This is a genomic window from Sulfobacillus sp. TH-112 (assembly GCF_057473405.1).
The window spans coordinates 12,650-33,493 of sequence record NZ_JBYCKN010000179.1 but is presented as its reverse complement, the minus strand read 5'-3'; the positions used below and the strand labels follow the sequence as shown (position 1 = coordinate 33,493).

Genomic DNA, 20,844 nt, shown 5'->3' with positions numbered 1-20,844 from the left:
GCGAACCCTCAGGAGGATTTATGCTATCGCTACGCCATGTGACCGTACAGTATCCATCCACTTTCCGTCCTGCGCTCCAGAACATTAGCATCACTGCGAGTCAGTCCTTTAGCATTCTCGGACCAAGTGGGTCAGGTAAAAGTTCTCTTCTCAAAGCGATGATGGGGCTAGTGCCATTTGAAGGAGATATCCTATGGGACAACACGCACTTAGGCGGAGATCCCATGACCGCTCGCCGGGGTATTTCCTATATGCCGCAAGAAAACTCTTTGCCCCAAGATCTTACCGTCGGCGAATTCCTCACAGAGCTTCTGGAGATGAATGGCACAACAGTGCGTATGGAGCGCAGCTCCAGCCTTCACGCTATTTTATCATTGGTGCACTTGGATCACTCGGTGCATCAGCGCCTGCGGTGGCTGTCTGGTGGGATGAAGAGGCGTGCTGTGTTAGCCGCGGCTCTCACCCGGAGGACGCCGTGGCTGTTCTTGGACGAGCCGACTCAGGGACTGGATCCAGACGAACAAGCGTACGTGCGGGCGTTAATCGGCGACTTGGCGCGCGAACGATTAGTGGTCCTCTCCACCCAAGAAGCGGACGATGCCAGTGCAATCCCTGAGCGAGTGGTGGTCTTATCCGCAGGCCACCTCGTAATTGACACCAGTCTGGAACAAATTCAAGCGGCCGCCCGTGGCCATGTCAGACGCGTCTTTACTACGGTTGATGACCTTATCGACACTCCGTTCTGGATACCCGATCCGACTCACCAAGCCATTAAATGTCTTACCCGTGAGACCATTGAGCCGGACCACCCCGAATATGTTCAACCGAGCGCCTATGAAGGCTATTTGTGGCTTCTCAGGGAGACTGAGTGATGAGTAAGGAAATTTTGCAGGTAAGCCATTTAGGGCATCGCACGGGGGCCCGCTGGCTGACCCACGATACACACTTTACACTCAAAGAAGGATTCACTGCCCTCATCGGGCCGAATGGTGCCGGTAAAAGTTCTCTCTTACGCACCATGACGGGGATCTTGTCTCAAGACACCGGCACGCTGACTTGGGTCGATCGGCCAAAGGGGGATCCCCCGGGGCGTCTGGCCTATATTCCCCAGTTCCCGGGCGTGTATCACAATTTAACCGTCCGTGAGCAACTGCAACGCATCAGAATGTGGAGCCAGTATCGGAATCATCAAGATACGGCCGACATTGACGCCATGATGCAGCTCTGGAACCTGACGGACGTAGCGGACACGGTCGGACTACGGTTGCAGGGCTCGCAAGGACGCCGATTAGCCCTCGCCTCCGCCTGGTTACAACATGTAGACGCGGTTCTCTTGGACGAGCCGACCGCCGACCTTGACCCCCTCGAACGCCTCCGTTTTTGGCAGCAACTCTTTATCACACGCCGATACTCGGATGGTCCTCGGGCCTATCTAGTCACCACTCACCGCTTAGACGAGGTCGAGCAGTACTGTGAAAATCTCCTCTTTCTTTCCGACGGTGAGGTGCTGTACCAAGGTGCAGTGAAGGAGTTCGTTCGGCGAGCTGAGACGCATACGTTTTATGCTCCCCATGCCGGTTTGACTCATGTGCACTATACCGGGCAGCGCGATCCCTTGGGCTATTATGTGATCGCAGCGGCCACTGCGACCTATCCTCGGCGAATGCCGGAGTTACTCGACGCCTATCTTGTTACGGTCAGACAATGGGGGAGAAAACCGTGAAGAACGTCACTTGGGTCATTGCGCGTCACACCTGGCGGATGGCTTGGCGGGAGTCCTTGACCCGCTTGGAAGCATTCCTGCTAGCGATTTTGGTCACCTTGGCGGCAATCGCGGCCATTGGTTCTCCGAGTGCTGGCGATGGTGCCATAGAAATGTATGCGGTCGCCTATGCGGTGATCCCATTCGCACTGGTGCTAGTGATTGGACAACTGGGAAGACATCCCCAACTCGAGGCGGCGTGGTGGTCGCGACCCATAAGCCAGGCACAAGTGACCATCGGTCGGGCTTGGGGATATTTCATGGTCGGCGCGGCCCTCGTGGGTCTACTAACCACCTGGGGCTACCTATGTATGACGCTTATTGCGGGACTGTCACTCGGTTCTGGGGCAGTTTGGACGGCATTGTGGGCGGTCTTTACGCTCCCCTCGCTGCTCTTTGTGATTGGCGTCGGTCTCGCGTTGCAAAATACCGTCGGGCCTTCGCGCTATTTTGCTCCTGCGATCTTAGGGTCGTTAGCTACCGCATTTGCAGAATACAAGGTTGGCATGTTTTACGACTTTTTCCCCCACTTGCCATTTTTTAATCCTTTTCCGGGTCTCTTAGCCTTAGGATTAGCGCTTGCACCGAGTCTTTTGCAAAGACCTGAGATTAGTGGCTGGCTCTGGTTCAATCGGCTCATCTGGGCGCTGATCGGCGTGGGTCTCGTGATGTACGCCGCGCAGAAAAAAGGCGGGTTCTATGTTCTCAGTCGGACCAGGTACTACCGCTCCCTAGGAATCTTTCTGTTGATTCTGGCATTCATCGGGGGCGGTGCGCTCGCCTCCAAAGCGTCTCAGATCGCACCGATACCCACAAACGATGGGAGGCCCTCTGCCCTCAGCCCCGCTTGCACTGAAGGCCCCATTGACATGACCGTCAATGCCCAAAGCGGAGATATGGTGCTCCATTTTACATGCCAAGTGCGCCCCGGATCCAAGCTGATTCGCCTAAGCATGAACGCCGGCCTTAGAGCGACGGCCAGAGAGAAGGGAAGAGGCTCCCTGGTCATGTCCGCATCTCGTATGGATGGGTCCACGGCACAGCGCGATTGGACTGTAGCGGTACATCCTGGGGTGGTTCGGTTCCGCATCCAAGGGGTCATGCTCCCGCATCCCACTACCCTACCCTATCCACCATTTGTCGTAGGCCACGTCTATGCCAGTTTTTTTGCTGGTGGCGGCCGAGTCTATTTGGCCGGACTCGGTCGGGGATTCCCGTCGCTTATATCGCCGCGGGCGATAGTTCACTTATCCCTCAAGAAGCTAAACCCCTCTTGGCCCCTTATCACCAATGCCGATTGGAAGGATCCACAGCATGTGTATCAGGGCCGCGGGAGGACCTTGATACTAGACACGGGACCGCTCTCCCTAGAAAATACCTCCCAGGTGCAATTTTGGTATAGGGCCGGTGAACCTCGGGCCGACCTCACACCGTTTATGCCATTTATCCACGCGGCCCACCGTGTGGCGAAGGTGTTGTCACTCGTGCATCAAATTCAGTTTCTTCCCTCTCCGGTCACGACCACCACCGAGTGGCATGGCTCCCTCATTGTGTATAGCGACATTCATCCTTATACACGCTCAGGACCTCCGATACGAGGCTTCTCACCCCTTCCGGTGTTAGACATCGCACAATCTATATGGACGGGCTCTTCGTCGTCCACGGACGCGGTGAGAGGAGCACTTCTCACCAGCTTAGTGGCAAGCGCTCTACCCCAGAGAAAAATCCTCCTTCAAGCCATTTCACGACAAGACGTGAACGGTCTTCACCTGCGACCCAGTCTGTCACGAAACATCCTGCACGAATGGCGAATCCTTCAATTGAAACCCTATCCAGAGCAAACCGCTTATCTCACACAAGAGTTTCGACACATTCAAGGGAGGTCATAATATGAAGTCCTGGGTACGACGAGCTTTTTATGAGCTAAAAATTCTTCCCTGGGGGAGTTATCTTTTGGTTCTGGTGGCCTTCTTGTTGCTGGTTCTGACCCATGGAGTCTTAGAGGAGGCGGTGAAGTGGCGTAAACATTATATTGAAAACATGGAATCGTTTTTCCCCTTGGCCATCGCACTTATCACGGCGCCACTCATTGTGATTGACGCTGACCAGGGCATGATTGAGCAAATTGTCGACCTTCCCTACATTCGTATGTTGCATCTCCGACTCACCGCGGTCTGGACAGCTTACTGGTCTATTAGCTTGGTGGGAGTGGAAATATTAAATCTCATCTGGGGACCGGTACATCTTTGGGAAGGCCTCTTGGCAGCGGTAGGACCCGCACTTTTTTTGACAGGACTCGGATTATGGGGAACACTGTATTCGGGGCGTGTGGCTGTGGGCTACCTGCTCGCATTGGGACTCCCGACCGCAGACCTGATTTTGAGAATTATCGGCGTATTTACAGCCCTTCCATGGTTTCAACTGCTAGATACGTTTGCCTATCGATGGAACATAGCTGCCATGCCATGGTGGATCGTAAAGATTGTTATGGCCGTCATAGGCCTCATGATGATTGAACTTTCCATCCGCAAGAGTCGGCGCCACCTAGCGCATTGGTTGTGATTGCCATCAATAGCAGATGATCCGCCCGTCGGGTGGTGACGTAGAATCTCAGGCCGCTCTCGTGATGCTACGTCCACCCGAAGAGGTCCCGCCATCATTTTTGTGCCAACACGGCTTGTCGTCTGCAGTCCCCATGACGTTATCCACCTGACTGGTCGACCATCCACCGCCCGGTATCAGCATTCATCACCATAATCCAGACTCTAAACGGCTCTCGCTTTCCTTTCCTACGCACGATCTCCCCGTCGCGGAAGGTTAACAGCCATGCCAAAACGGGATGCGACGTGCCCCACAATACCAGTTCGATGTGTGGCGCACGAGGATCTTGAACCTCGATGCCGTGATGCATACCGGCGCTTCGAAAGCGCGCCTCCACGGCGGAAAACGCCGTTTCTACCGACGACGCTTGTACCGGTCTATAGCGTAGCGATGGGCGATGGTCATGACCCGTCACTTCATGCACCACGACCGCCGCCACAACCACCACTGAAGCGAGAATGGCCCACCCTAACCGCTGACGGTCCCTCATCGTGAACGTCTCTCTTCTGTCAATTAGACCTCCTCCAAACGTACCACCATTCGCCCTGTGACCGCTGGCTTCGCTCCACTTACACCAAGAGACACCTCGATGTCCAGTCTGGGGAGGTGTACCTCGCGAATACGGCCCTGAATTTCTAAGCTCTCCCCCGGCTGTACCATTTGCCGAAAGCGCACTTGACATCGTTCTAGAAAGGCCGTCGCGGGCAGAGCATCCATAATATATTGTGCGACCAGCCCCATATTGAGCATTCCGTGCACGATTACGCCCGGAAGCCCCAGGGCCTTCGCAAAGCTGTCATCGTAATGGATCGGGTTATAGTCATCCGATGCGCCCGCATAACGCACCAACTGCTCGCGAGACACCTGCAATCGAAAAGGTCCCAACTGATCACCGGTCTGCATGGGCTACCTCCTCTGTCACCACGACCACTGCCGTGGATCGAAAGATCACGTGCAGATCCTGATTCGTGGCCTCCGCCGCCACTGAAATAATGGTCATACGACCCATTTTGGCTTGCCGACTTTTGACGTCTTGTGCCCAGCCGACCACCGTTAGGCTATCGCCTACGCAGATGCAACTTTCCCATTCAAAGGCTTGCTCTCCATGCAGAACCCCTGCCTCGGGAAGCGTCACTCCCGGAATGTGCCACGGCAAGAGGGTCACAGCATAGGTGGGTGGAGCCACTAAATCGCGATGGCCATGAGCTATGGCATATGCGCGATCGTGATGAATCCGATTGGTGGCCCCGAGCGCTCTGACAAACCGAGCGACGGCCCCTAGTTCAATGGTTTTTTGGATGGGCTCACTGCGGTGTCCAATGAGCTCCGCATCTATCTTCAGCATCGAGTGCTATTCCTCTCATTCATAGGTGTTTTCCACTGTATTCGCCCTAAAGAGCTCGAAATCCTTCATCAGATTGCTCTGCAGCTCTTGAGGGTGGTGAGAATCACGGCCGGCTATGCGTATAATTTTCACTGAGAAAATACTGCATTGCCTGTTGCAATGGGCAATTTACCTGTAAGGAGGTCCTCTATGTCAACGCATGCTCAAGATAGCTCCAACGCCAACCTTGCAAAAGAGCGGTGGCATCGTAAAACACGTTTAGCGGCGACATTTCGCATCTTTGCTCGATTTGGTTATGACGAAGGGGTGGCCGGTCACGTCACCGCGCGCGACCCTATCGAGACAGATACCTTTTGGGTGAACCCCTTCGGCCGCCACTTTGGCACCATCCGCGCATCAGACCTGATTAGGGTCAATCATCATGGCGTCGTCGTAGAAGGACAGGGCCTTTTAAACCAGGCGGCTTTTGCTATTCATTCGGCCGTCCATCGAGCTCGACCTGACGCACTGGCCGCAGCTCATACCCATTCCATGTACGGGAAGACCTGGTCCACGTTGGGTCGCCGATTGGATCCGATTTCGCAAGATAGCTGCGCCTTTTATGAAGACCATGGACTGTTGGACCACTATAGCGGAGTCGTGTTAGATGCCGAAGAGGGTCAACGCATCACCCAGGCATTAGGGCACACCAAAGGTCTTATCCTCCGCAATCATGGTCTTCTTACAGTCGGTCACACGGTCGAAGAGACCGCTTGGTGGTTCATCGCCATGGACCGCTCCTGTCACTCGCAGTTATTGGCTGAATCGGCTGGCACACCGATCATGATTGAGCCGCATTATGCCCAACTGACCCACGATCAAGTGGGGACGCCCCTCGCGGGGTGGTTTTCGTTTCAACCGCTATGGGAATACATCATCCATAAGGAACCTGATCTCATTGACTAAACGCCGACCACTAGCAGCGAGGCGGAGACGACGATAATGGCAATAATGAACCAGCGAAACACGGTGGGCGAAAATCGACGGTTCAGCTTCTGCCCCCAATAGCTCCCTAAAAGAATTGCCGGCACGGATGGAAGCGCCAATATCCATCCGTGCCAAGTGAGTAGGCCAAGATGGGTGAACAATATTAATTTGAGTCCAGTCATACTCACCATGATGGCATTTAACGTACCTACAAAGACGGTCGGCGAAAGCTCTTGACCCATGAGAGCCATGGAGACCACAGTCCCGCCGATGTTGGTGAGTGAACTGGCGATTCCGGCGAGAAGTGTCACCGGAACCGCGGACCACAGCGGGAAAGCGCGTCCAGCTCGTCTGACCACCAACCGATACACTTCTTGTGTCGCAAAAATGAGGGCAATGCCGGCCATCACCCATCGAATCACCAACGGCGACTCGCCTTGGAGCATGAATGCCCCAATCAGAATTCCCAACAACACCCCCGGTATCATCCATAGATACGCTCGCCCGGAAATCTGATGTCGATAGCGCAGAAAATTCACCAATGAGCTGGCAAAGAACATCGGAGTACTTAAGGCCACCACAGTACGCGCTGGGAACCATAGAGCTAAAACCGGCATCACCAATAAGCCGCCACCGATACCGACGGCCGCACTACTGAGTGAAGCCACAAATCCGCCTACCACTAAGGCGACAATCCATGCGCCGTGCATTGTGTCTGAACCCTCTTCTGTCGAGCTATTTTTTGGACGTTAGCTGGCGCAATAAATCCCATTCATCAGGAGATACCCTCTCTAGACCGTTAAACATCCCCGCACCTTTTAGCCACTCGCCTCCATCAATGGTGACCACCTCGCCATTAATGTACTCTGCTGCATCAGAAATGAGATAGGCTGCTAGGGTGGTCAACTCTTCCGGTTTGCCCACGCGACGACTGGGCACCCGATTAATGGCCTCCTCAGCCAACCCTTCGGTCGGCATGAGGCGGGACCAGGCCCCTTCGGTAGGAAACGGGCCTGGTGCGATCGCTACTTGCCGAATGTGATGAGATGCCCACTCCACCGCCAAGGACCGCGTTAACGCCAACACCCCGGCCTTGGCTACTGCCGATGGCACCACATAGCCCGAGCCTGTCCATGCATAAGTGGTCACAATATTCAGCACCGTTCCCGGGCGCCCAGCCTCAATCCAGCGTTTCCCCGCCGCGAGGGTACAATAAAAGGTACCATGGAGCACAATGTTGATCACCGCATCTACTGCCCGAGGGGAAAGCCGTTCCGTGGGGCTAATAAAGTTTCCGGCCGCATTATTGACCAAAACATCCAGATAGCCATAATGCGCGATGACAGCATCCATGACCTGGTCTACGGCCGTGGCATCGCGAATGTCGAGAACGTGCGTATAGGTCGCAATGCCCTCGTGATGAAACTCTTGGGCGGTCTTTTCCAATACTTCCTGCCGTCGCCCGACGATCGCAAGTTTAGCACCGAGGCGTCCAAAAGCTAACGCCATTTCCTTTCCTAAGCCGGTTCCTCCCCCGGTCACCAAAATCACTCGATCCCTTAATAAATCTTCCCTGAATATGCTCATTGCCCATCACCCTCCACCACGATAAACCGATTTTTCTCCTCTGTGATAATCCCTTGCTCTACGAGTAGTTGCAGGTGACCACGCATCATCCACTGTCCAATCACCATCTTGTCGGGCGAGAGAGTATCTTTATAGATCGTTTCTGCCAGTTCCTCTACCGTAAGAGCACGCCTGGCCAAGAGCGTTACGATCTCGTCGCTTCGCTCCAACCGATGGCGAAGATAATGGTCCAGATATGCGTTCGGACTTTTGATGATATCGCCGTGACCCGGGCCGATGAGGTCGGCGGCATAACTTTTCAGCTTACCGATCGTCTCTAAATAGGTGCCAAGATGACCGTCAGGCGGTGCAACGACGACCGTACTGTTTCCTAGAACATTATCCCCTGCGAGAAGGGTCTTATTTGAGGGGATCCAAAAATTACATTGCCCAGGGGTATGACCGGGTGCCATCACCACCTGCACTTCGATGCGGCCTACGAGAACCGATGACGCGTCATAGCACAGCCAATCATCCTGTGATGTATTGAGGAGCGCCCGATCCCGCGGATGAAGGTACAAAGGACAGTGAAAGAAATTCTTCGCCCACACACCCCCACCGGTGTGATCAGAATGATAATGAGTTGCATAGACTGCCTCGACCACGGGCCTTCCTAATGTTCGCCAATCCTGTTCTAACACCGATAACCCGGGCTCCGTACCATCTCCGGTATCCACTAAAAGGGCCTGTCCCTCGGAAACAATCCAATAGCACTGCGTTCCTTGATACGGCGGCAGTGTCTGCGAGGGCACGAACGACTGATAGATATCCGCAGCAATCCTTTGCATGCTCATCCTCCGCAACGTTTGGTGGTTTCCCTCATGGTACTGGATTTGTGGTCTCAACGCACGCTGGGAGATGATAAATGGCCGGCAGAGGGACTGCCGGCCATTTATCATCGCGGACATTTATACTCACACCATGGTGAGACCGCCAGACACCGATAACACTTGACCGGTGATGTGCGACGCGCTTTCACCGGCTAAAAACAAGACACTGGCGGCAATCTCATCCGGCTCGGCAATACGCTTCATGGGAATACGCCGAATCATTTTTTCTATCAGTTTTTCCGCGTCACCATCTTCAGTATTAGTTTCGAGGATGCGTGTCCGCGTCGGCCCCGGCGCCACGGCATTCACCCGAATATTATCGCGAGCGACCTCTTGGGCAATCGACTTGGTAAACGCAATGACACCGCCCTTCGCACCCGCGTATACGGCTTCTCCACCCATACCGACCCGTCCCGCATCCGAGACCACGTTCACAATGCTCCCGCACTTCTTAAGTTGCATGTCAGGCAGGACCAGTTGCGTCAGATACACGACACCCCAAAAATTCGTATCAACTACCCTGTGCCAATAGTCTTCGCGTTCATCAATGAACCGCGATGTTAGGGTGTAGCCGGCATTATTAATTAACACGTCCACCGGGCCGATCTTATTTACCAGACGGGCATAACCCTGGCGTACTTGATCGCTGCGACCTATGTCTAGGGAATCGCTATAGGCGAGATGCGTAAGATTCGCCTCGTCCAGACTTTCTCGATTAAAAGCCCAAATCGCAACGTTGGCCTCTTGTTCTAGAGCCTGAGCAGCAATGGCACGGCCTATCCCGCGGGCACCACCCGTGACCAGTACAGTCTTCCCACGAAGTGTCACGATGTCATCGCCCTAACTTTCCCATACGAGGATAGGTCGCATGCAAGGTTTGCCGTTCGCGTTCATAAATATTGACAAACTTCTCGGCCGCCATGGAACCCGACATTAGTTCTAGTTTACGCACTTCCAACGGATCCGCGTCCCGAATGATGCGAATGTCCTCTTCCGACGGCGCAGCGGTAGTGAGAATTTCATCAGGATATCCTAAGGAAAATCCGGTCTTCTCTTGGACCTCCTCAAGCGTCACGCCGGGATGAAGGCTTTTAATGCGCATCCGCCCGTCCGGCTCAGTGAAGTCGAATACCCCTAAATCCGTGACCAAGAGAGTCGGAGCTCCGTGCTGTTCGAGACCGTAACGACTCACCCCGTTGCCGGCACCACTACGAAAGTCGACATTCTCCACCACCGAGCGCGCTGAATGACTTAAGATAGACTAGTAGGTCTCTGATAAATGCGAGGTGTCTTCGGGAATCCCGCGCGATCCGACCAAAGCCACCTTCGGGGCATGCCAATCGCCGATACAGGTAATATTGGTGTTTCCCCATTGATCTATTTGAGACGGGTTGATCCAGATGCGAAAATGATCGGTAAAAATCGCATCAAAAATATCCTCCATCGTCAATGGAATGCCTTGCTGCACGTCAGTCAAAAACTGTCCCAACGTGAGTGTGGGCATCGGCGTGACATCCATCCCCGATTCAGGCGTGGACAGCACCGCTAAATCGGGGGCATAACGACGTTTAGCTAAGTGGGCCGATAGTGCGCCAAATGCCGTGACCGAACTCACTAGCACCTCTCCGGTGAACTGACGCGCCATGGTGGTAATAATCATCTCGTCAATACTATAATCTGCCACTAATGGCATAACTCTTCCCTCCCTAGACGAATGCCGCGACCTGATTCATTCGGTCCGCCTTAGACTTTTAGACGTGATACGAGTCCTTCGGCGCCCCCGTGATTGTCTAAATACTGGCGATGACTCACCTCGACAAATTCTTTCTCGTAATCGTTCCATCCTTCTTCTGATTGTGCGGCCTTGAGATAATCCTGGAGATGGCGAAGATCGGTGCGATAATCTGGTGCACACCCCGTCGGATGAGCTCCCCAAGGCACTTCCACCACCCCTTTTGAATAGACCCGCAGGATTTGCACATCACGGCCAAATCGTTGTAACTCCTCAGACGAGAGAATGCGTTCACAAGACATGTAGGTCTCTTTGGCCGCCTTGGCGCACAATACATCAACATGCCCGTCGCCCAAAATCACACCATTCCCTTGGATGTCAGCATAATTGACATGGATAAGCGCGACGTCAGGATATAGCGCGGGAATGGCCACTAATGGCTGATCGGTAAAGGGATCCTGAATTTCTTTGAAAGCCGGGTTCACCCGAATCACATCGGTGCCCAAGGTGGCGTGGGTGGGCATAAACGGGACCCGTTTGATACGCGCATCCAATCCGGCCATCACGGTGTACTCCGTCCATTCTTGAAAACGAATGGATTGGGTTTGTCTGGCTCGTCGAAAGTGCGGAGCCAAGCCTAGCACTTCAAATCCTACAAACGCATAGATGACTTCCGACACCGTACCAGTACCTATAAGCAAGTCGACATCGGGTCCTCCCACATCCACAATAAGCTTCAGATCCCGTCTATCGCTACGCGCTAGCGCTCTGACCAGCGCCATCGGTTTGCGTGAGATGGACGATCCTCCAATGGCGATCGTGCCCCCATTGGGCACACGGCTAATCACATCCTCGACGGTCATCCGTTTATCCATTCGACTTCCCTCATTTCTTGATTATGATGTAAGTCCCTTCCCTAGCCACTCACCGCCGTCAATCACCAAGATCTCTCCATTGACGAAGTCAGCAAAAGGCGATAGTAGGTAACTCGCCGCGTGGCCCATTTCCTCGACCTGCCCGAATCGTCCGACCGGAATTTTCCCTCGCAGACGCTTCTCTTCGCTGGGATCCGCCCATAACGGGCGCGCCCCTTCGGTATCGGTTGGACCAGGACAGATAGCGTTCACCCGAATCCCATAGTGTGCCCACTCCACCGCCAGCGTACGGGTGATCGCAACGACCCCAGCCTTCGCGGCAACAGAGTGAACTGTCCCCGGACCACCAGTCCACGCATAACTTGCCACAATGGAGAGAATGCGACCACCGCGACCCCCCTCGATCATTTTCAATCCCGCTGCCCGCGTGCAATAGAAGGTGCCGTTTAGCACAGTATTCACCACCGCATTCCATCCATTCACAGATAGTTTCTCGCTATCCACAATAAAGTTTCCAGCCGCGGAATTGACCAACATGTCGAGTCTTCCGGTGCGTTCCACCGCAAAGTCCATCAGTGCATCGACTTGTCCAGCATCACGAATATCTACCGGGAATACTAAACCGGTTGCCCCTTCGCGGCTTATGGTCTCAAGGCCAGCTTCTAACTTTTCCGTTTTGCGCCCCGCCAAAATGACAGTCGCCCCGAGTCGAGCGAGTTCCTGCGCAATTCCAAGTCCAATCCCACTGCCACCGCCAGTAATGACCGCCGTTTGGCCCTCCAGCGTTCCTTGTGGTAACATCGTCGCCAATGAAATTCCTCCTTGATTCCTCGCCATTCAATCCTATGTTTTGCAGATCAATGGCCCTCAAATTGTGGTGAACGCTTATGTAAGAATGCATCAACTGCTTCCTGGTGATCACTGGTGCGAGCCAATGTGGCTTGTACGTCACGCTCCAACCGGACGGCTTCCAGTAATGAACAATGCGACGTCGCGTCAAACAATTTTCGAATTTCTGTGTAGGCTCTGGTCGGGCCTTGGGCAAGCTTCGTGACGAGCTCCTGCAGTCGCTCTTCTAGCTCTTCCGGACCATTTGCGACATCAGTCGCAAGACCATACTCCACCATGTTCCGGGCGCGAATCGGTTCACCCAATAAGCAGACCGAGATGGCCCGAGCATATCCAATAGCTCGGGACAGGAGAAAGGTGGTTCCCGTGTCCGGTGCCAACGCCACATTCACAAATCCCGGTACCAGTTGCGCACGCTCAGAAATTATTCGAAAGTCCGTGGCCAGCGCTAATGCCATGCCTCCACCGACGGCCGCACCTTGCAATACGCTCACCGTGGGTTTTTGCAGGTTACGCAACGCTAGCACGAGCGGTATGTACTCTTCTTCGACCAAGGTTCCCAGTTCAGGTCCATGCTCATCATAATACTGTTGCATCTCTTTGAGATCTTGTCCCACAGAAAACGCCCGACCCTGGCCACGCAACACCACAACGCGAACTGAATCACTCTGATTCGCAATTTCCAATGCGTCTAACAACTCGGCGCGCATCGTCGCCGTCAGTGCATTCAAGGACTCAGCACGATTAAATTCAATCGTACCTACACTATCATGCAGTGTGTAGCGTATCTCTTTATATGTCATGGTGGACCTCCTTGCACGGTTACTCAGCCCGCCGAACGAGCTCAGTGCTACACATCATATTCGCTAACCAAGACGGGATTCCCTTCTCTAATACGCCTAGCCTGAAGGAGAAAGTCCACCTAGGGGTGACGAACCGCCTATCTTTTTCATCCTAACAAATTCCTCAAATGGTTGAAACTCTTTCGGGGAATCCTTACACTCAAGAATAAAGGGGAATACACTGTGACACATCACGCGGCTCCGACCTTTGTTGACTGTCAATTTCTGATGGAACACTTAAACGATCCACACATGGTTATCTTGGATTGTCGCTGGAAGCTGACCGATCCTCAATATGGACAAACCGTCTATGACCGCAGTCATATCCCAACGGCATTCTTTATGGACATGAACCGCGATTTGTCTGGCACACATCAACAGTTTGGGGGTCGCCATCCCCTTCCGACGGCCCAGCAGTTCGAAGAGACCATGGCTAAAACTGGGGTATCTCCTGACGTTCATGTGGTTTGTTACGACGACGATGGTTCTGGCGCCGCACGCTGTTGGTGGTTGTTGCGCTTTTACGGACATGACAACGTTTCCGTATTGCAGGGTGGATACCCAGAGTGGATTGAAGAAGGGCATCCGGTGACCACCGATTTGCCTGATCCCCGGCAGGGTCAATTTACCGCACGCCCACAACTGAACCTCTTGGTAGACTTCCAAGCGGTGTATGCAGCGCTTCACCGCTATCCACTAGTAGACGCCCGAGCAAAAGAGCGCTATCAAGGAGATGTTGAACCGGTGGACCGCATTCCCGGGCACATTCCCGGCGCTGTCAATGTTCCCTTCGATAGCCTGTTAGACCGGCCAGCACACTACCGCGATCCCGAATCCCTGCGAACGGTGTTTAATCAAGCCATTCCTGTAGATCATGTGCCCGTCATTTACTGTGGCTCCGGAGTAAGTGCCTGTATCAATATTCTGGCTCTCTCAAGTGTAGGTCGTGATGCGGTGTTGTATGCCGGTAGTTGGAGCGATTGGATCGAACACGATAAGGCTCCGATTGCCTAACTCCATGACCGTGCAACATGATACGCAGGGGACTGGTGTGAATACTCTAAGTGTTTTTGCCATAGGCCTATTATCGGATGATGTAAAGAGGCTCTGATGACCGTTGCCCTCGGACGATCCCGGCCCAGTATTCTTGGGATGACGTGGCGATACTTCGCTAGGACTCGAGGGCCATCCGAGGCGGTCTTCTCGCCAATTAAGTATGCTACGACCGCACGGCCGCGTGCGAGCTGTGACAGGCTAGTACTTGGCGTTATCAAAACTCCGCAGCTTTCAAAGGTCCCTGAGTCATTCTCTCCGGAATGCAGCATATCGATGGGACAGGGTTCATGTATTTCGCAGAAGTTTTCTCCATGCCTCCTCTTAACCGTAAGTTACGAGAGTGGATATACAAAGAGATGTCGGTCGGCCATCCCAAGGCTTCAGCATCTCCCACGATCGCGGTCGATCCCAAAATAGCCATTTGCCTGCTATCCCGAGCTTGCGGTGAGGAACCCCGCCCGCAGCATTGTCAGGCGAGACATGGGAAGCGCCCCATGCTTTTCCGCCTCGGGCGCATAGCTTGCGACTGCCTTCTGAAACTCTTGTTCCTGGAAGGCCCCGAGATTCAAGTTATAGGTGCTCGACGACTAGCTCTCTTGGACAGGCCGATATTTCTCCATATATTCGCGTATCAACATCCACCGGCCCTCCTCCAAAGCGTATACTTGAGTCACTAGTGCGTGCATGAGCACATCGCTATCCAAAGAAAAGTCGATGCGCGACGACACCACACACTCACTCTCCCCCCGTAATCCCCATTCCCAATCCGTGTACGCCCACTGAGGAACTTTTTTCATTTCTTGTCTATAGTACTGATCTGCCGAGGCATTACCCTCACGAATCTCTTGCGCGTTGTAAACCTCGTGGGTTCCCACATTGCCTAAACAAAACACTCCCAAGTAGCGGTCTGAAATACCAGCATTGACTGTCTGTACATCGCCGCGGTTCATGGCCTCCCGGTGCTGCTGTATGGCTTCTTGCGCCGTCATTAACAGACATCCTCTTCTTTGGAAAATGTGACACATAATATGCATCCTGGAATACTTCGGTAGTGTTGATACCTAACCATTAGGTTCTAACCATATTATAACAGAATTTTATGATACATCAGTGCGCCGCGAGTTTAATTAAGATGCTCGTCATGACTTGTGATCCATGGCACCCCAAGGGCTGCCGGTTGAAGAATCCTCCGGGCCGTTCCCAAAATTCGTTGATAGGCCTAGATAGCGGGGCTCTAGGTACGCCAATCGGCCAACCCCTCCGTCTGGTCTGGCCTTAACGCTCGGCTTGTGTCGTGGGAGGAACTGATAACACGGACGTGACTCGAAGCCATGCCAACACCAGTTAGCTCCAACACCTACCCATATGGGGTTGTATCCTGAGATAAATGGCGCCGTGATCTATCCAGCACTTGGACTAGACATGCGAGCCGCAATTCCAACTAAAGTAGCCCGAGCCAGAAAAAACCCTCCCAGCACGTCGCTCGCCCAATGGCCTCCGGTCGCCACTACCAACACGCCGGCGACTCCGGCAATCATCCAGGTCCATGCCTGCTGGCTGCCGCGAGAGAATAAGCATCCGCCAGCATAGGTGGTGCGAAACACATGACCGCTCGGAAACGACCCGCGAAACAGGGCGTGTTGTGCCCCAGTGGCCACGACCCGAACACCCAGCGCTTCATGAATCCAGTGCAGTGCGAGAGCGGGAGTGAGGTTGGTGGCTGTTTCTAATAATGCATAGAAACGTGGCTCGGGTATGGCTTTGGGAAATGGGGTAGCAATAAAATGCTTGGATAGCACTTCAATGGCCAACCCCACCACAAATCCAGCTATTACCCGCCATCCACTATCTTTTTTAAATAGGGCCACCGCCAATACGACCAATCCAGTGCATGGCAAGCCACCGACAACCCAAATGAGATTGGTAGCAGCAATCCGTCTGCCGAGCACCGATAGAGCTGATGAGATTTCACGGTCAGCCGGCATCACCACTCCACTGGCTACCACCGCCGCCGTAATCAGCCAGACCACAATCCAAGGCAAACTTTGTTTCAATCTATGAGTCATGGCGACGAAACAGGTGAAAGATTCCTGTTGCCATCATCGATACCTGGCCCTCACGATCGTAAATCTCTCCGCTGACATAGGCTGTCCCCCGACCTCTATGAGTGACCCGACCGCGCGCTATCACCACATCGTCCGCGATGAGAGGTCGTAAGTATTGAATATTCAGCGTCATGGTCACCTGTCCTTCAACGTCTTTGGTCCAGGTCGAACGCACTGCCGCGCCTAGCACGCCATCAAACATGTAGGCGGCAATTCCTCCGTTTACCGCGGCGGTGCCTCCCCCTCCACGGTGGTGTGGCTGGACGTGTAGGTGCACCACCGCGCATCCGTTCTCGACCTCAACTACAGTCAAGCCCGCCCATTCAAAAAACTGCTGTTCGTAGGTATTCTCAAAGATGTAAACGCCATCTTTCATCGCCATGTTGTCCCTCTCCTTTGCTCGACACCCCTAAAGGTACCAGGGCACAAAGGCCGAGGCAACGTTTTTACCCTAGCCACCGAGGCGGATGGTCTCGTTTTGCAATGCTTCCAGTACCTCAGGATTTTTGATGTAATCAAGGCGAATTCTCACGTCCTGATTGACGATGGCTTGGATGGCATCAACCGCCAAGGCTCCTTCACTAGTCTGTAACCATTCGTGGGAATGCACCACCACAATGTCCTCCACGGGCGCGCTGTCCGAGGGCCAGTGGTCTCGGATCCAATGATCCAGGTCTTCTGAGGGATCGTCGGTGACCACGAAAAGGATCAGGGTGTGGGTTTGGGTCGACTCAATAGCTATCGAGGGCAAGCTGTGTAGACGCAAAAACTCCACCGCTTGATCCCCTACTGCAGTATGCGTGAATTCATCTTCGAGACGCACGCTCCACTCCTTCTCATGAAGGTCTGCGCCCGGACCAGGTTCAGGTGCGATGCTCGCGTCCCAGGGAGCCAATGTGCCGAAGCGATGATGAATTACGGCGCCGCGTTCCCGAGATGTAGTCCACACCGCCTGTGTAGGGGTTGGGCAGAGCCAGCGAACAGCCGTCGCTTCCTCTTCCGAAAGCACTGTTGCGCCGGGAAACCCTGTCACCACGACGGCGGCACAAGAGGGCTCCGCAACGCGGTCGCTCCAAATCACAGGCACTCCCTGCGACATCAAAAGACAGGTAAGCACCAAGCGATGATACAGCCCCCCTTGGTCGCCAACCAACATCACCTCATCGTCGCTACGCACTCCTAACCAGCGGGTTAACTCCGGCGCGAGCGATGCCAAAATGCCTAATCCCGAATATCCATAGGGAGAAGGATGATCCCCGTAGGTCAGAAGTGACACGCGGCTCGCCTCGACCGGGATGGCGTCGATCCCCCCTTGGCAGGACGCTAATACGTGCTCATAGTCATCTTCCCCAAACTCCGTGGCCCCCAACAGCAAATGATTTCCTTGGTATGCGCCACGGCGTCGCAATCGTCGAATCTGGGCTGTCGCCTCGGCGTCAGTGGTAAACACTAAAGCCACCTCACATTGCCCGAGGTGGTCCGCCAGCAACGGATCCGAGGGGGTGGGTAGACACAATACCGCCACTGCCCCGACGCGCTGACAGGCCAGCAATGTGACATAGCTCTCCAGTTCCGATCGGCCGTAGATCGCAATACGGGTACCTGCCCTGAATCCCTTGATGTCCATCCAGCGAGCCAATCGAGCCGATGTATCCCATAGCGTTTCATAGGTTAACTGGCGCCGGTCAGAGCCTCTGTGGTCCACAAGGGCGGTGCACCGAGATCGACTCTTGAGGTGCCGATCCACGACGTTCACGGAGACATTGCTATATCCGCCCACAAACCATTTTTGGGGGGATTCCCTCAGCATCATCCAGGGTATCGTCCACTCCAGCGTCAATGCATCCTTTTCAAATTGCATCCCGTTATCCATCGGCAAGGCATCTCCTTCATCGCAGCACTTTATGAGAGCTTATGCTGGAGAGGGCCTTGGCTTGACTCTTATCGGAAAAAAAGCCCCATATCACCAGGGGGGCAAACAACAGCCTTAAGCATAGCGACTTTTCGCGACAAAGTAAGGATTTCGATGAGCACCCGGGAGATACCGAAGGGGCTGTCCCTCCATCGTCACTAAGGACCCGTGAGCGGATTCGACGATCGCTTGACCAGCAGCTGTATCCCAGCCCATGGTCGGTCTCAACCGTACGTAGAGGTCCGCCCGTCCTTCAGCAATCCAACAAAATTTAAGGGCAGAGCCGCCATACATAATCTCCGATACCTCGACCTGATGCTCCCGCAACCACTCTTGAGCTAACCCCTCGTGACTACGACTTAAAGCCACTACCATTTTGTCATGTTGGGGCCGGATTTGGGGATGCAATGGATTGCAACCGGTGCCCGCATCCACAAACACCCCACGGTCCATTCCTATATAGGTCTTACCGACGATTGGCACGTCAATCAGCCCCAATATCGGCCTCCCACCGGGTTCGATGAGGCCAACATTGATGGTAAATTCTCCTGATTGACGGATAAACTCCTTGGTACCATCCAGCGGATCCACCAGCCAAAAGTATTGCTCCGCGCGCACCTCGCCTACATCACCGCGAGACTCTTCGGAGATTACCGGAATATCCGGCGTCAGTGCCCGCATCTCGCCAGTCAAAATGTCGTGCGAGCATCGATCGGCTTCGGTCACGGGACTACGGTCATCCTTTTCTTGAGTGCCGAAGTCACCGCTCTGATACACCTCTAAAATGGCCTTGCGCGCCGCGATGAGGGCGGGCATTAATGCCTGGCTGAGATCCCACTGTTCTTGCCCCGTCATAATCTGCTTGTCCCCTCTTTGACCTATCTCTCTCCCTGCAGTGTCTTATCCTCGACGGACTATTATAGGTGCCTTCGTGGCGCTACATGAATAGGACGACCGAGAGCGACTTCGGCCGCTTCGACCAGCGTTTCCGAGATAGTCGGATGCGCATGAATGGTCAGCGCCACATCTTCTAAGGTAGCGCCCATTTCCAATGCCAAGGTACCTTCGGCAATCAGCGTCGACGCTTCTGCCCCTGCTATCCCCACTCCCAAAAGGGTGCCGGACTCTGCATCGGCTACCACCATCGCTTCGCCTGACGGCTGACTGAGGGAGAGCGCGCGACCATTGGCCGAAAACGGGAATCGGCCGACTAGCGGTGTATAACCTTGGGCACGGGCTTCCTCTTCGGTTAGCCCCACTGTGGCAATCTCCGGGTCGCTGAACACAACTGCGGGAACTGCGACGGCGTCTACGATACTTGGTAACCCACTTAGCTGCTCCGCCGCTACTTTCCCCTCATAACTCGCCTTATGGGCCAACATCGGCCCGGCGACCACATCGCCTATGGCAGCCACGCGTGGGTTGTTCGTACTGAGCGAGGCCGTCACTGGAATCCGGCCCTGTGCATCGGGCACAATGCCCGCCGCTTTTAAGTCGAGGGTATCGGTATTGGGGATGCGGCCTACTGTCACGAGAATAGTATCCGCTGCGAGCGTTTCGGTACCGCCATTTTGACGTATCGTCAGCGCCGCCGTCCCAGAAGATACTTCACAGTTTTCTAGAGAAGAGGATGTTTTAATCGTCACTCCCAACTGCTTAAGACGCCGTTCCACCAGACGTACTAACCCCCGGTCAATGCCCGGAAGAATCCCTGGCGTCATTTCCACGATGGTGACCTCGCTCCCTAATTTACGATACGCGGTCCCGAGTTCAATACCAATGTATCCTCCCCCAACGACAATCAAGTGCTGCGGAATACGGTCCAAGGCCAAGAGTTCTGTCGATCCTAGAATCACCTGGCCATCGATGGCCAGGTCGGGGAGAGTGCGCGGTCGCGATCCTGTGGCAATAATCGCCTGTTGAAATTCTATCTTCTTGCTTTCGTACTCCGACACCACCCTAATGTGGGTCTCATCGACAAATCGTGCCTCTCCTTCCACCACGGTGACCCGATTTGCCTCTAATAACTGTCGCACTCCACCAGTAAGCTTTTGTACCACGCCATTCTTAAACGATTGCAGGTTCCCCATGTCGGCCTGTACCTGCGCTGCCATAATACCTCGAGGGGACGCAGTTTTTATCCGTTCGAGCTCATCCGCCACGGAAATAACAGCCTTAGATGGGATGCATCCCACATTTAGACACACACCGCCGATAGCATCTCGCTCAATCAAGGTGACGGCACGCCCAAGTTGAGCGGCCCTAATGGCCGCCACATACCCTCCTGGGCCCCCTCCAATGATGACTAAATCTGCACTTTCCGTAAACTCACCGACCACCATC

At 54.1% G+C, this 20,844-nt stretch carries 24 protein-coding genes; 6 read left to right on the top strand and 18 right to left on the bottom strand.

What is annotated here, in order from left to right; all coding sequences use genetic code 11:
- Positions 1 to 20 precede the first annotated feature (20 nt).
- From ACOJWD_RS12970 to ACOJWD_RS12955, 4 genes are read left to right on the top strand one after another with little or no spacing between them, the layout of a single operon-like run.
- The gene (locus tag ACOJWD_RS12970) at positions 21 to 872 is read left to right on the top strand and encodes an ATP-binding cassette domain-containing protein (RefSeq protein ID WP_486993656.1); all 852 of its coding nucleotides are present in this window, start codon (positions 21 to 23) and stop codon (positions 870 to 872) included.
- Entirely contained in the window at positions 872 to 1,723 is an 852-nt protein-coding gene (locus ACOJWD_RS12965; protein WP_486993655.1) for an ATP-binding cassette domain-containing protein, read from the top strand. Before ACOJWD_RS12970 ends, ACOJWD_RS12965 begins: the two co-directional genes overlap by 1 nt.
- Positions 1,720 to 3,651, top strand: a complete 1,932-nt coding sequence (locus ACOJWD_RS12960; protein ID WP_486993654.1) for a hypothetical protein — start codon at positions 1,720 to 1,722, stop codon at positions 3,649 to 3,651. Before ACOJWD_RS12965 ends, ACOJWD_RS12960 begins: the two co-directional genes overlap by 4 nt.
- Before the next feature lies 1 nt (position 3,652).
- Positions 3,653 to 4,324: a hypothetical protein gene (locus ACOJWD_RS12955; RefSeq protein WP_486993653.1), complete on the top strand. Its 672-nt coding sequence runs from the start codon at positions 3,653 to 3,655 to the stop codon at positions 4,322 to 4,324.
- Between the two features lie 139 nt (positions 4,325 to 4,463).
- On the opposite strand, the gene ACOJWD_RS12950 is transcribed toward ACOJWD_RS12955, so the two are convergent.
- From ACOJWD_RS12950 to ACOJWD_RS12940, 3 genes are read right to left on the bottom strand one after another with little or no spacing between them, the layout of a single operon-like run.
- Complete coding sequence (locus ACOJWD_RS12950; RefSeq protein WP_486993652.1) at positions 4,464 to 4,853, bottom strand: hypothetical protein; 390 nt, start codon at positions 4,851 to 4,853, stop codon at positions 4,464 to 4,466.
- A gap of 23 nt (positions 4,854 to 4,876) precedes the next feature.
- Complete coding sequence (locus tag ACOJWD_RS12945) at positions 4,877 to 5,266, bottom strand: MaoC/PaaZ C-terminal domain-containing protein (protein WP_486993651.1); 390 nt, start codon at positions 5,264 to 5,266, stop codon at positions 4,877 to 4,879.
- Positions 5,253 to 5,708 carry an FAS1-like dehydratase domain-containing protein gene (locus tag ACOJWD_RS12940; RefSeq protein WP_486993650.1) on the bottom strand — a complete coding sequence of 152 codons (456 nt, stop codon included), beginning with the start codon at positions 5,706 to 5,708 and terminating at the stop codon, positions 5,253 to 5,255. The genes ACOJWD_RS12945 and ACOJWD_RS12940 overlap by 14 nt, the downstream gene beginning before the upstream one ends.
- A 189-nt stretch (positions 5,709 to 5,897) precedes the next feature.
- Between ACOJWD_RS12940 and ACOJWD_RS12935 the strand changes: the two genes are divergently transcribed.
- Positions 5,898 to 6,653: a class II aldolase/adducin family protein gene (locus ACOJWD_RS12935; protein ID WP_486993649.1), complete on the top strand. Its 756-nt coding sequence runs from the start codon at positions 5,898 to 5,900 to the stop codon at positions 6,651 to 6,653.
- Here the strand turns inward: ACOJWD_RS12935 and ACOJWD_RS12930 are convergent.
- The 9 genes from ACOJWD_RS12930 to ACOJWD_RS12890 form a co-directional block, all read right to left on the bottom strand.
- Positions 6,650 to 7,384 (bottom strand): sulfite exporter TauE/SafE family protein, encoded by a 735-nt coding sequence (locus tag ACOJWD_RS12930; RefSeq protein WP_486993648.1) that lies wholly within the window; start codon positions 7,382 to 7,384, stop codon positions 6,650 to 6,652. The two genes, ACOJWD_RS12935 and ACOJWD_RS12930, sit on opposite strands and share 4 nt — an antisense overlap.
- Positions 7,385 to 7,409: 25 nt before the next feature.
- On the bottom strand, positions 7,410 to 8,261 hold the full coding sequence (locus ACOJWD_RS12925) for an SDR family oxidoreductase (RefSeq protein WP_486993647.1): 852 nt from the start codon (positions 8,259 to 8,261) through the stop codon (positions 7,410 to 7,412).
- Positions 8,258 to 9,088, bottom strand: a complete 831-nt coding sequence (locus tag ACOJWD_RS12920) for an MBL fold metallo-hydrolase (RefSeq protein ID WP_486993646.1) — start codon at positions 9,086 to 9,088, stop codon at positions 8,258 to 8,260. Before ACOJWD_RS12920 ends, ACOJWD_RS12925 begins: the two co-directional genes overlap by 4 nt.
- 126 nt (positions 9,089 to 9,214) lie before the next feature.
- The gene (locus ACOJWD_RS12915) at positions 9,215 to 9,958 is read right to left on the bottom strand and encodes an SDR family NAD(P)-dependent oxidoreductase (RefSeq protein ID WP_486993645.1); all 744 of its coding nucleotides are present in this window, start codon (positions 9,956 to 9,958) and stop codon (positions 9,215 to 9,217) included.
- 4 nt (positions 9,959 to 9,962) lie between these two features.
- Positions 9,963 to 10,361 (bottom strand): hypothetical protein, encoded by a 399-nt coding sequence (locus tag ACOJWD_RS12910; RefSeq protein WP_486993644.1) that lies wholly within the window; start codon positions 10,359 to 10,361, stop codon positions 9,963 to 9,965.
- A 30-nt stretch (positions 10,362 to 10,391) separates the two neighbouring features.
- Complete coding sequence (locus ACOJWD_RS12905) at positions 10,392 to 10,823, bottom strand: hypothetical protein (RefSeq protein WP_486993643.1); 432 nt, start codon at positions 10,821 to 10,823, stop codon at positions 10,392 to 10,394.
- Between the two features lie 50 nt (positions 10,824 to 10,873).
- Entirely contained in the window at positions 10,874 to 11,737 is an 864-nt protein-coding gene (locus ACOJWD_RS12900) for a CoA transferase subunit A (protein ID WP_486993642.1), read from the bottom strand.
- A gap of 21 nt (positions 11,738 to 11,758) precedes the next feature.
- The gene (locus ACOJWD_RS12895; protein ID WP_486993671.1) at positions 11,759 to 12,538 is read right to left on the bottom strand and encodes an SDR family oxidoreductase; all 780 of its coding nucleotides are present in this window, start codon (positions 12,536 to 12,538) and stop codon (positions 11,759 to 11,761) included.
- Between the two features lie 56 nt (positions 12,539 to 12,594).
- Positions 12,595 to 13,389, bottom strand: a complete 795-nt coding sequence (locus ACOJWD_RS12890) for an enoyl-CoA hydratase/isomerase family protein (RefSeq protein WP_486993641.1) — start codon at positions 13,387 to 13,389, stop codon at positions 12,595 to 12,597.
- Between the two features lie 222 nt (positions 13,390 to 13,611).
- Here ACOJWD_RS12890 and ACOJWD_RS12885 point away from each other — a divergent pair, with 222 nt between their 5' ends.
- Entirely contained in the window at positions 13,612 to 14,442 is an 831-nt protein-coding gene (locus ACOJWD_RS12885; RefSeq protein WP_486993640.1) for a sulfurtransferase, read from the top strand.
- A 629-nt stretch (positions 14,443 to 15,071) separates the two neighbouring features.
- Here the strand turns inward: ACOJWD_RS12885 and ACOJWD_RS12880 are convergent.
- The 6 genes from ACOJWD_RS12880 to lpdA form a co-directional block, all read right to left on the bottom strand.
- On the bottom strand, positions 15,072 to 15,473 hold the full coding sequence (locus ACOJWD_RS12880; RefSeq protein ID WP_486993639.1) for a hypothetical protein: 402 nt from the start codon (positions 15,471 to 15,473) through the stop codon (positions 15,072 to 15,074).
- Positions 15,474 to 15,884: 411 nt separating this feature from the next.
- A complete protein-coding gene (locus ACOJWD_RS12875; RefSeq protein WP_486993638.1) occupies positions 15,885 to 16,538 on the bottom strand; it encodes a phosphatase PAP2 family protein in 654 nt (217 codons plus the stop codon).
- A gap of 1 nt (position 16,539) precedes the next feature.
- Positions 16,540 to 16,971, bottom strand: coding sequence for a PaaI family thioesterase (locus tag ACOJWD_RS12870; RefSeq protein ID WP_486993637.1), 432 nt, complete (start codon positions 16,969 to 16,971; stop codon positions 16,540 to 16,542).
- A gap of 69 nt (positions 16,972 to 17,040) precedes the next feature.
- On the bottom strand, positions 17,041 to 18,462 hold the full coding sequence (locus tag ACOJWD_RS12865) for an AMP-binding protein (RefSeq protein WP_486993636.1): 1,422 nt from the start codon (positions 18,460 to 18,462) through the stop codon (positions 17,041 to 17,043).
- 114 nt (positions 18,463 to 18,576) lie between these two features.
- Positions 18,577 to 19,356, bottom strand: coding sequence for a 3'(2'),5'-bisphosphate nucleotidase CysQ family protein (locus tag ACOJWD_RS12860; protein ID WP_486993635.1), 780 nt, complete (start codon positions 19,354 to 19,356; stop codon positions 18,577 to 18,579).
- 62 nt (positions 19,357 to 19,418) lie between these two features.
- Complete coding sequence (gene lpdA, locus ACOJWD_RS12855; RefSeq protein ID WP_486993634.1) at positions 19,419 to 20,843, bottom strand: dihydrolipoyl dehydrogenase; 1,425 nt, start codon at positions 20,841 to 20,843, stop codon at positions 19,419 to 19,421.
- Position 20,844: the final 1 nt, after the last annotated feature.

Bases quoted from the DNA above. Each gene is read 5' to 3' on its own strand.
- ACOJWD_RS12900 (WP_486993642.1), bottom strand. From the start codon at position 11,737: ATGGATAAACGGATGACCGTCGAGGATGTGATTAGCCGTGTGCCCAAT.
- ACOJWD_RS12930 (WP_486993648.1), bottom strand. From the start codon at position 7,384: ATGCACGGCGCATGGATTGTCGCCTTAGTGGTAGGCGGATTTGTGGCT.
- ACOJWD_RS12965 (WP_486993655.1), top strand. From the start codon at position 872: ATGAGTAAGGAAATTTTGCAGGTAAGCCATTTAGGGCATCGCACGGGG.
- ACOJWD_RS12905 (WP_486993643.1), bottom strand. From the start codon at position 10,823: ATGCCATTAGTGGCAGATTATAGTATTGACGAGATGATTATTACCACC.
- ACOJWD_RS12940 (WP_486993650.1), bottom strand. From the start codon at position 5,708: ATGCTGAAGATAGATGCGGAGCTCATTGGACACCGCAGTGAGCCCATC.
- ACOJWD_RS12955 (WP_486993653.1), top strand. From the start codon at position 3,653: ATGAAGTCCTGGGTACGACGAGCTTTTTATGAGCTAAAAATTCTTCCC.
- ACOJWD_RS12870 (WP_486993637.1), bottom strand. From the start codon at position 16,971: ATGGCGATGAAAGATGGCGTTTACATCTTTGAGAATACCTACGAACAG.
- ACOJWD_RS12880 (WP_486993639.1), bottom strand. From the start codon at position 15,473: ATGACGGCGCAAGAAGCCATACAGCAGCACCGGGAGGCCATGAACCGC.
- ACOJWD_RS12925 (WP_486993647.1), bottom strand. From the start codon at position 8,261: ATGAGCATATTCAGGGAAGATTTATTAAGGGATCGAGTGATTTTGGTG.
- ACOJWD_RS12895 (WP_486993671.1), bottom strand. From the start codon at position 12,538: ATGTTACCACAAGGAACGCTGGAGGGCCAAACGGCGGTCATTACTGGC.
- ACOJWD_RS12920 (WP_486993646.1), bottom strand. From the start codon at position 9,088: ATGCAAAGGATTGCTGCGGATATCTATCAGTCGTTCGTGCCCTCGCAG.
- ACOJWD_RS12865 (WP_486993636.1), bottom strand. From the start codon at position 18,462: ATGGATAACGGGATGCAATTTGAAAAGGATGCATTGACGCTGGAGTGG.
- ACOJWD_RS12890 (WP_486993641.1), bottom strand. From the start codon at position 13,389: ATGACATATAAAGAGATACGCTACACACTGCATGATAGTGTAGGTACG.
- lpdA (WP_486993634.1), bottom strand. From the start codon at position 20,843: ATGGTGGTCGGTGAGTTTACGGAAAGTGCAGATTTAGTCATCATTGGA.
- ACOJWD_RS12860 (WP_486993635.1), bottom strand. From the start codon at position 19,356: ATGACGGGGCAAGAACAGTGGGATCTCAGCCAGGCATTAATGCCCGCC.
- ACOJWD_RS12935 (WP_486993649.1), top strand. From the start codon at position 5,898: ATGTCAACGCATGCTCAAGATAGCTCCAACGCCAACCTTGCAAAAGAG.
- ACOJWD_RS12950 (WP_486993652.1), bottom strand. From the start codon at position 4,853: ATGAGGGACCGTCAGCGGTTAGGGTGGGCCATTCTCGCTTCAGTGGTG.
- ACOJWD_RS12970 (WP_486993656.1), top strand. From the start codon at position 21: ATGCTATCGCTACGCCATGTGACCGTACAGTATCCATCCACTTTCCGT.
- ACOJWD_RS12945 (WP_486993651.1), bottom strand. From the start codon at position 5,266: ATGCAGACCGGTGATCAGTTGGGACCTTTTCGATTGCAGGTGTCTCGC.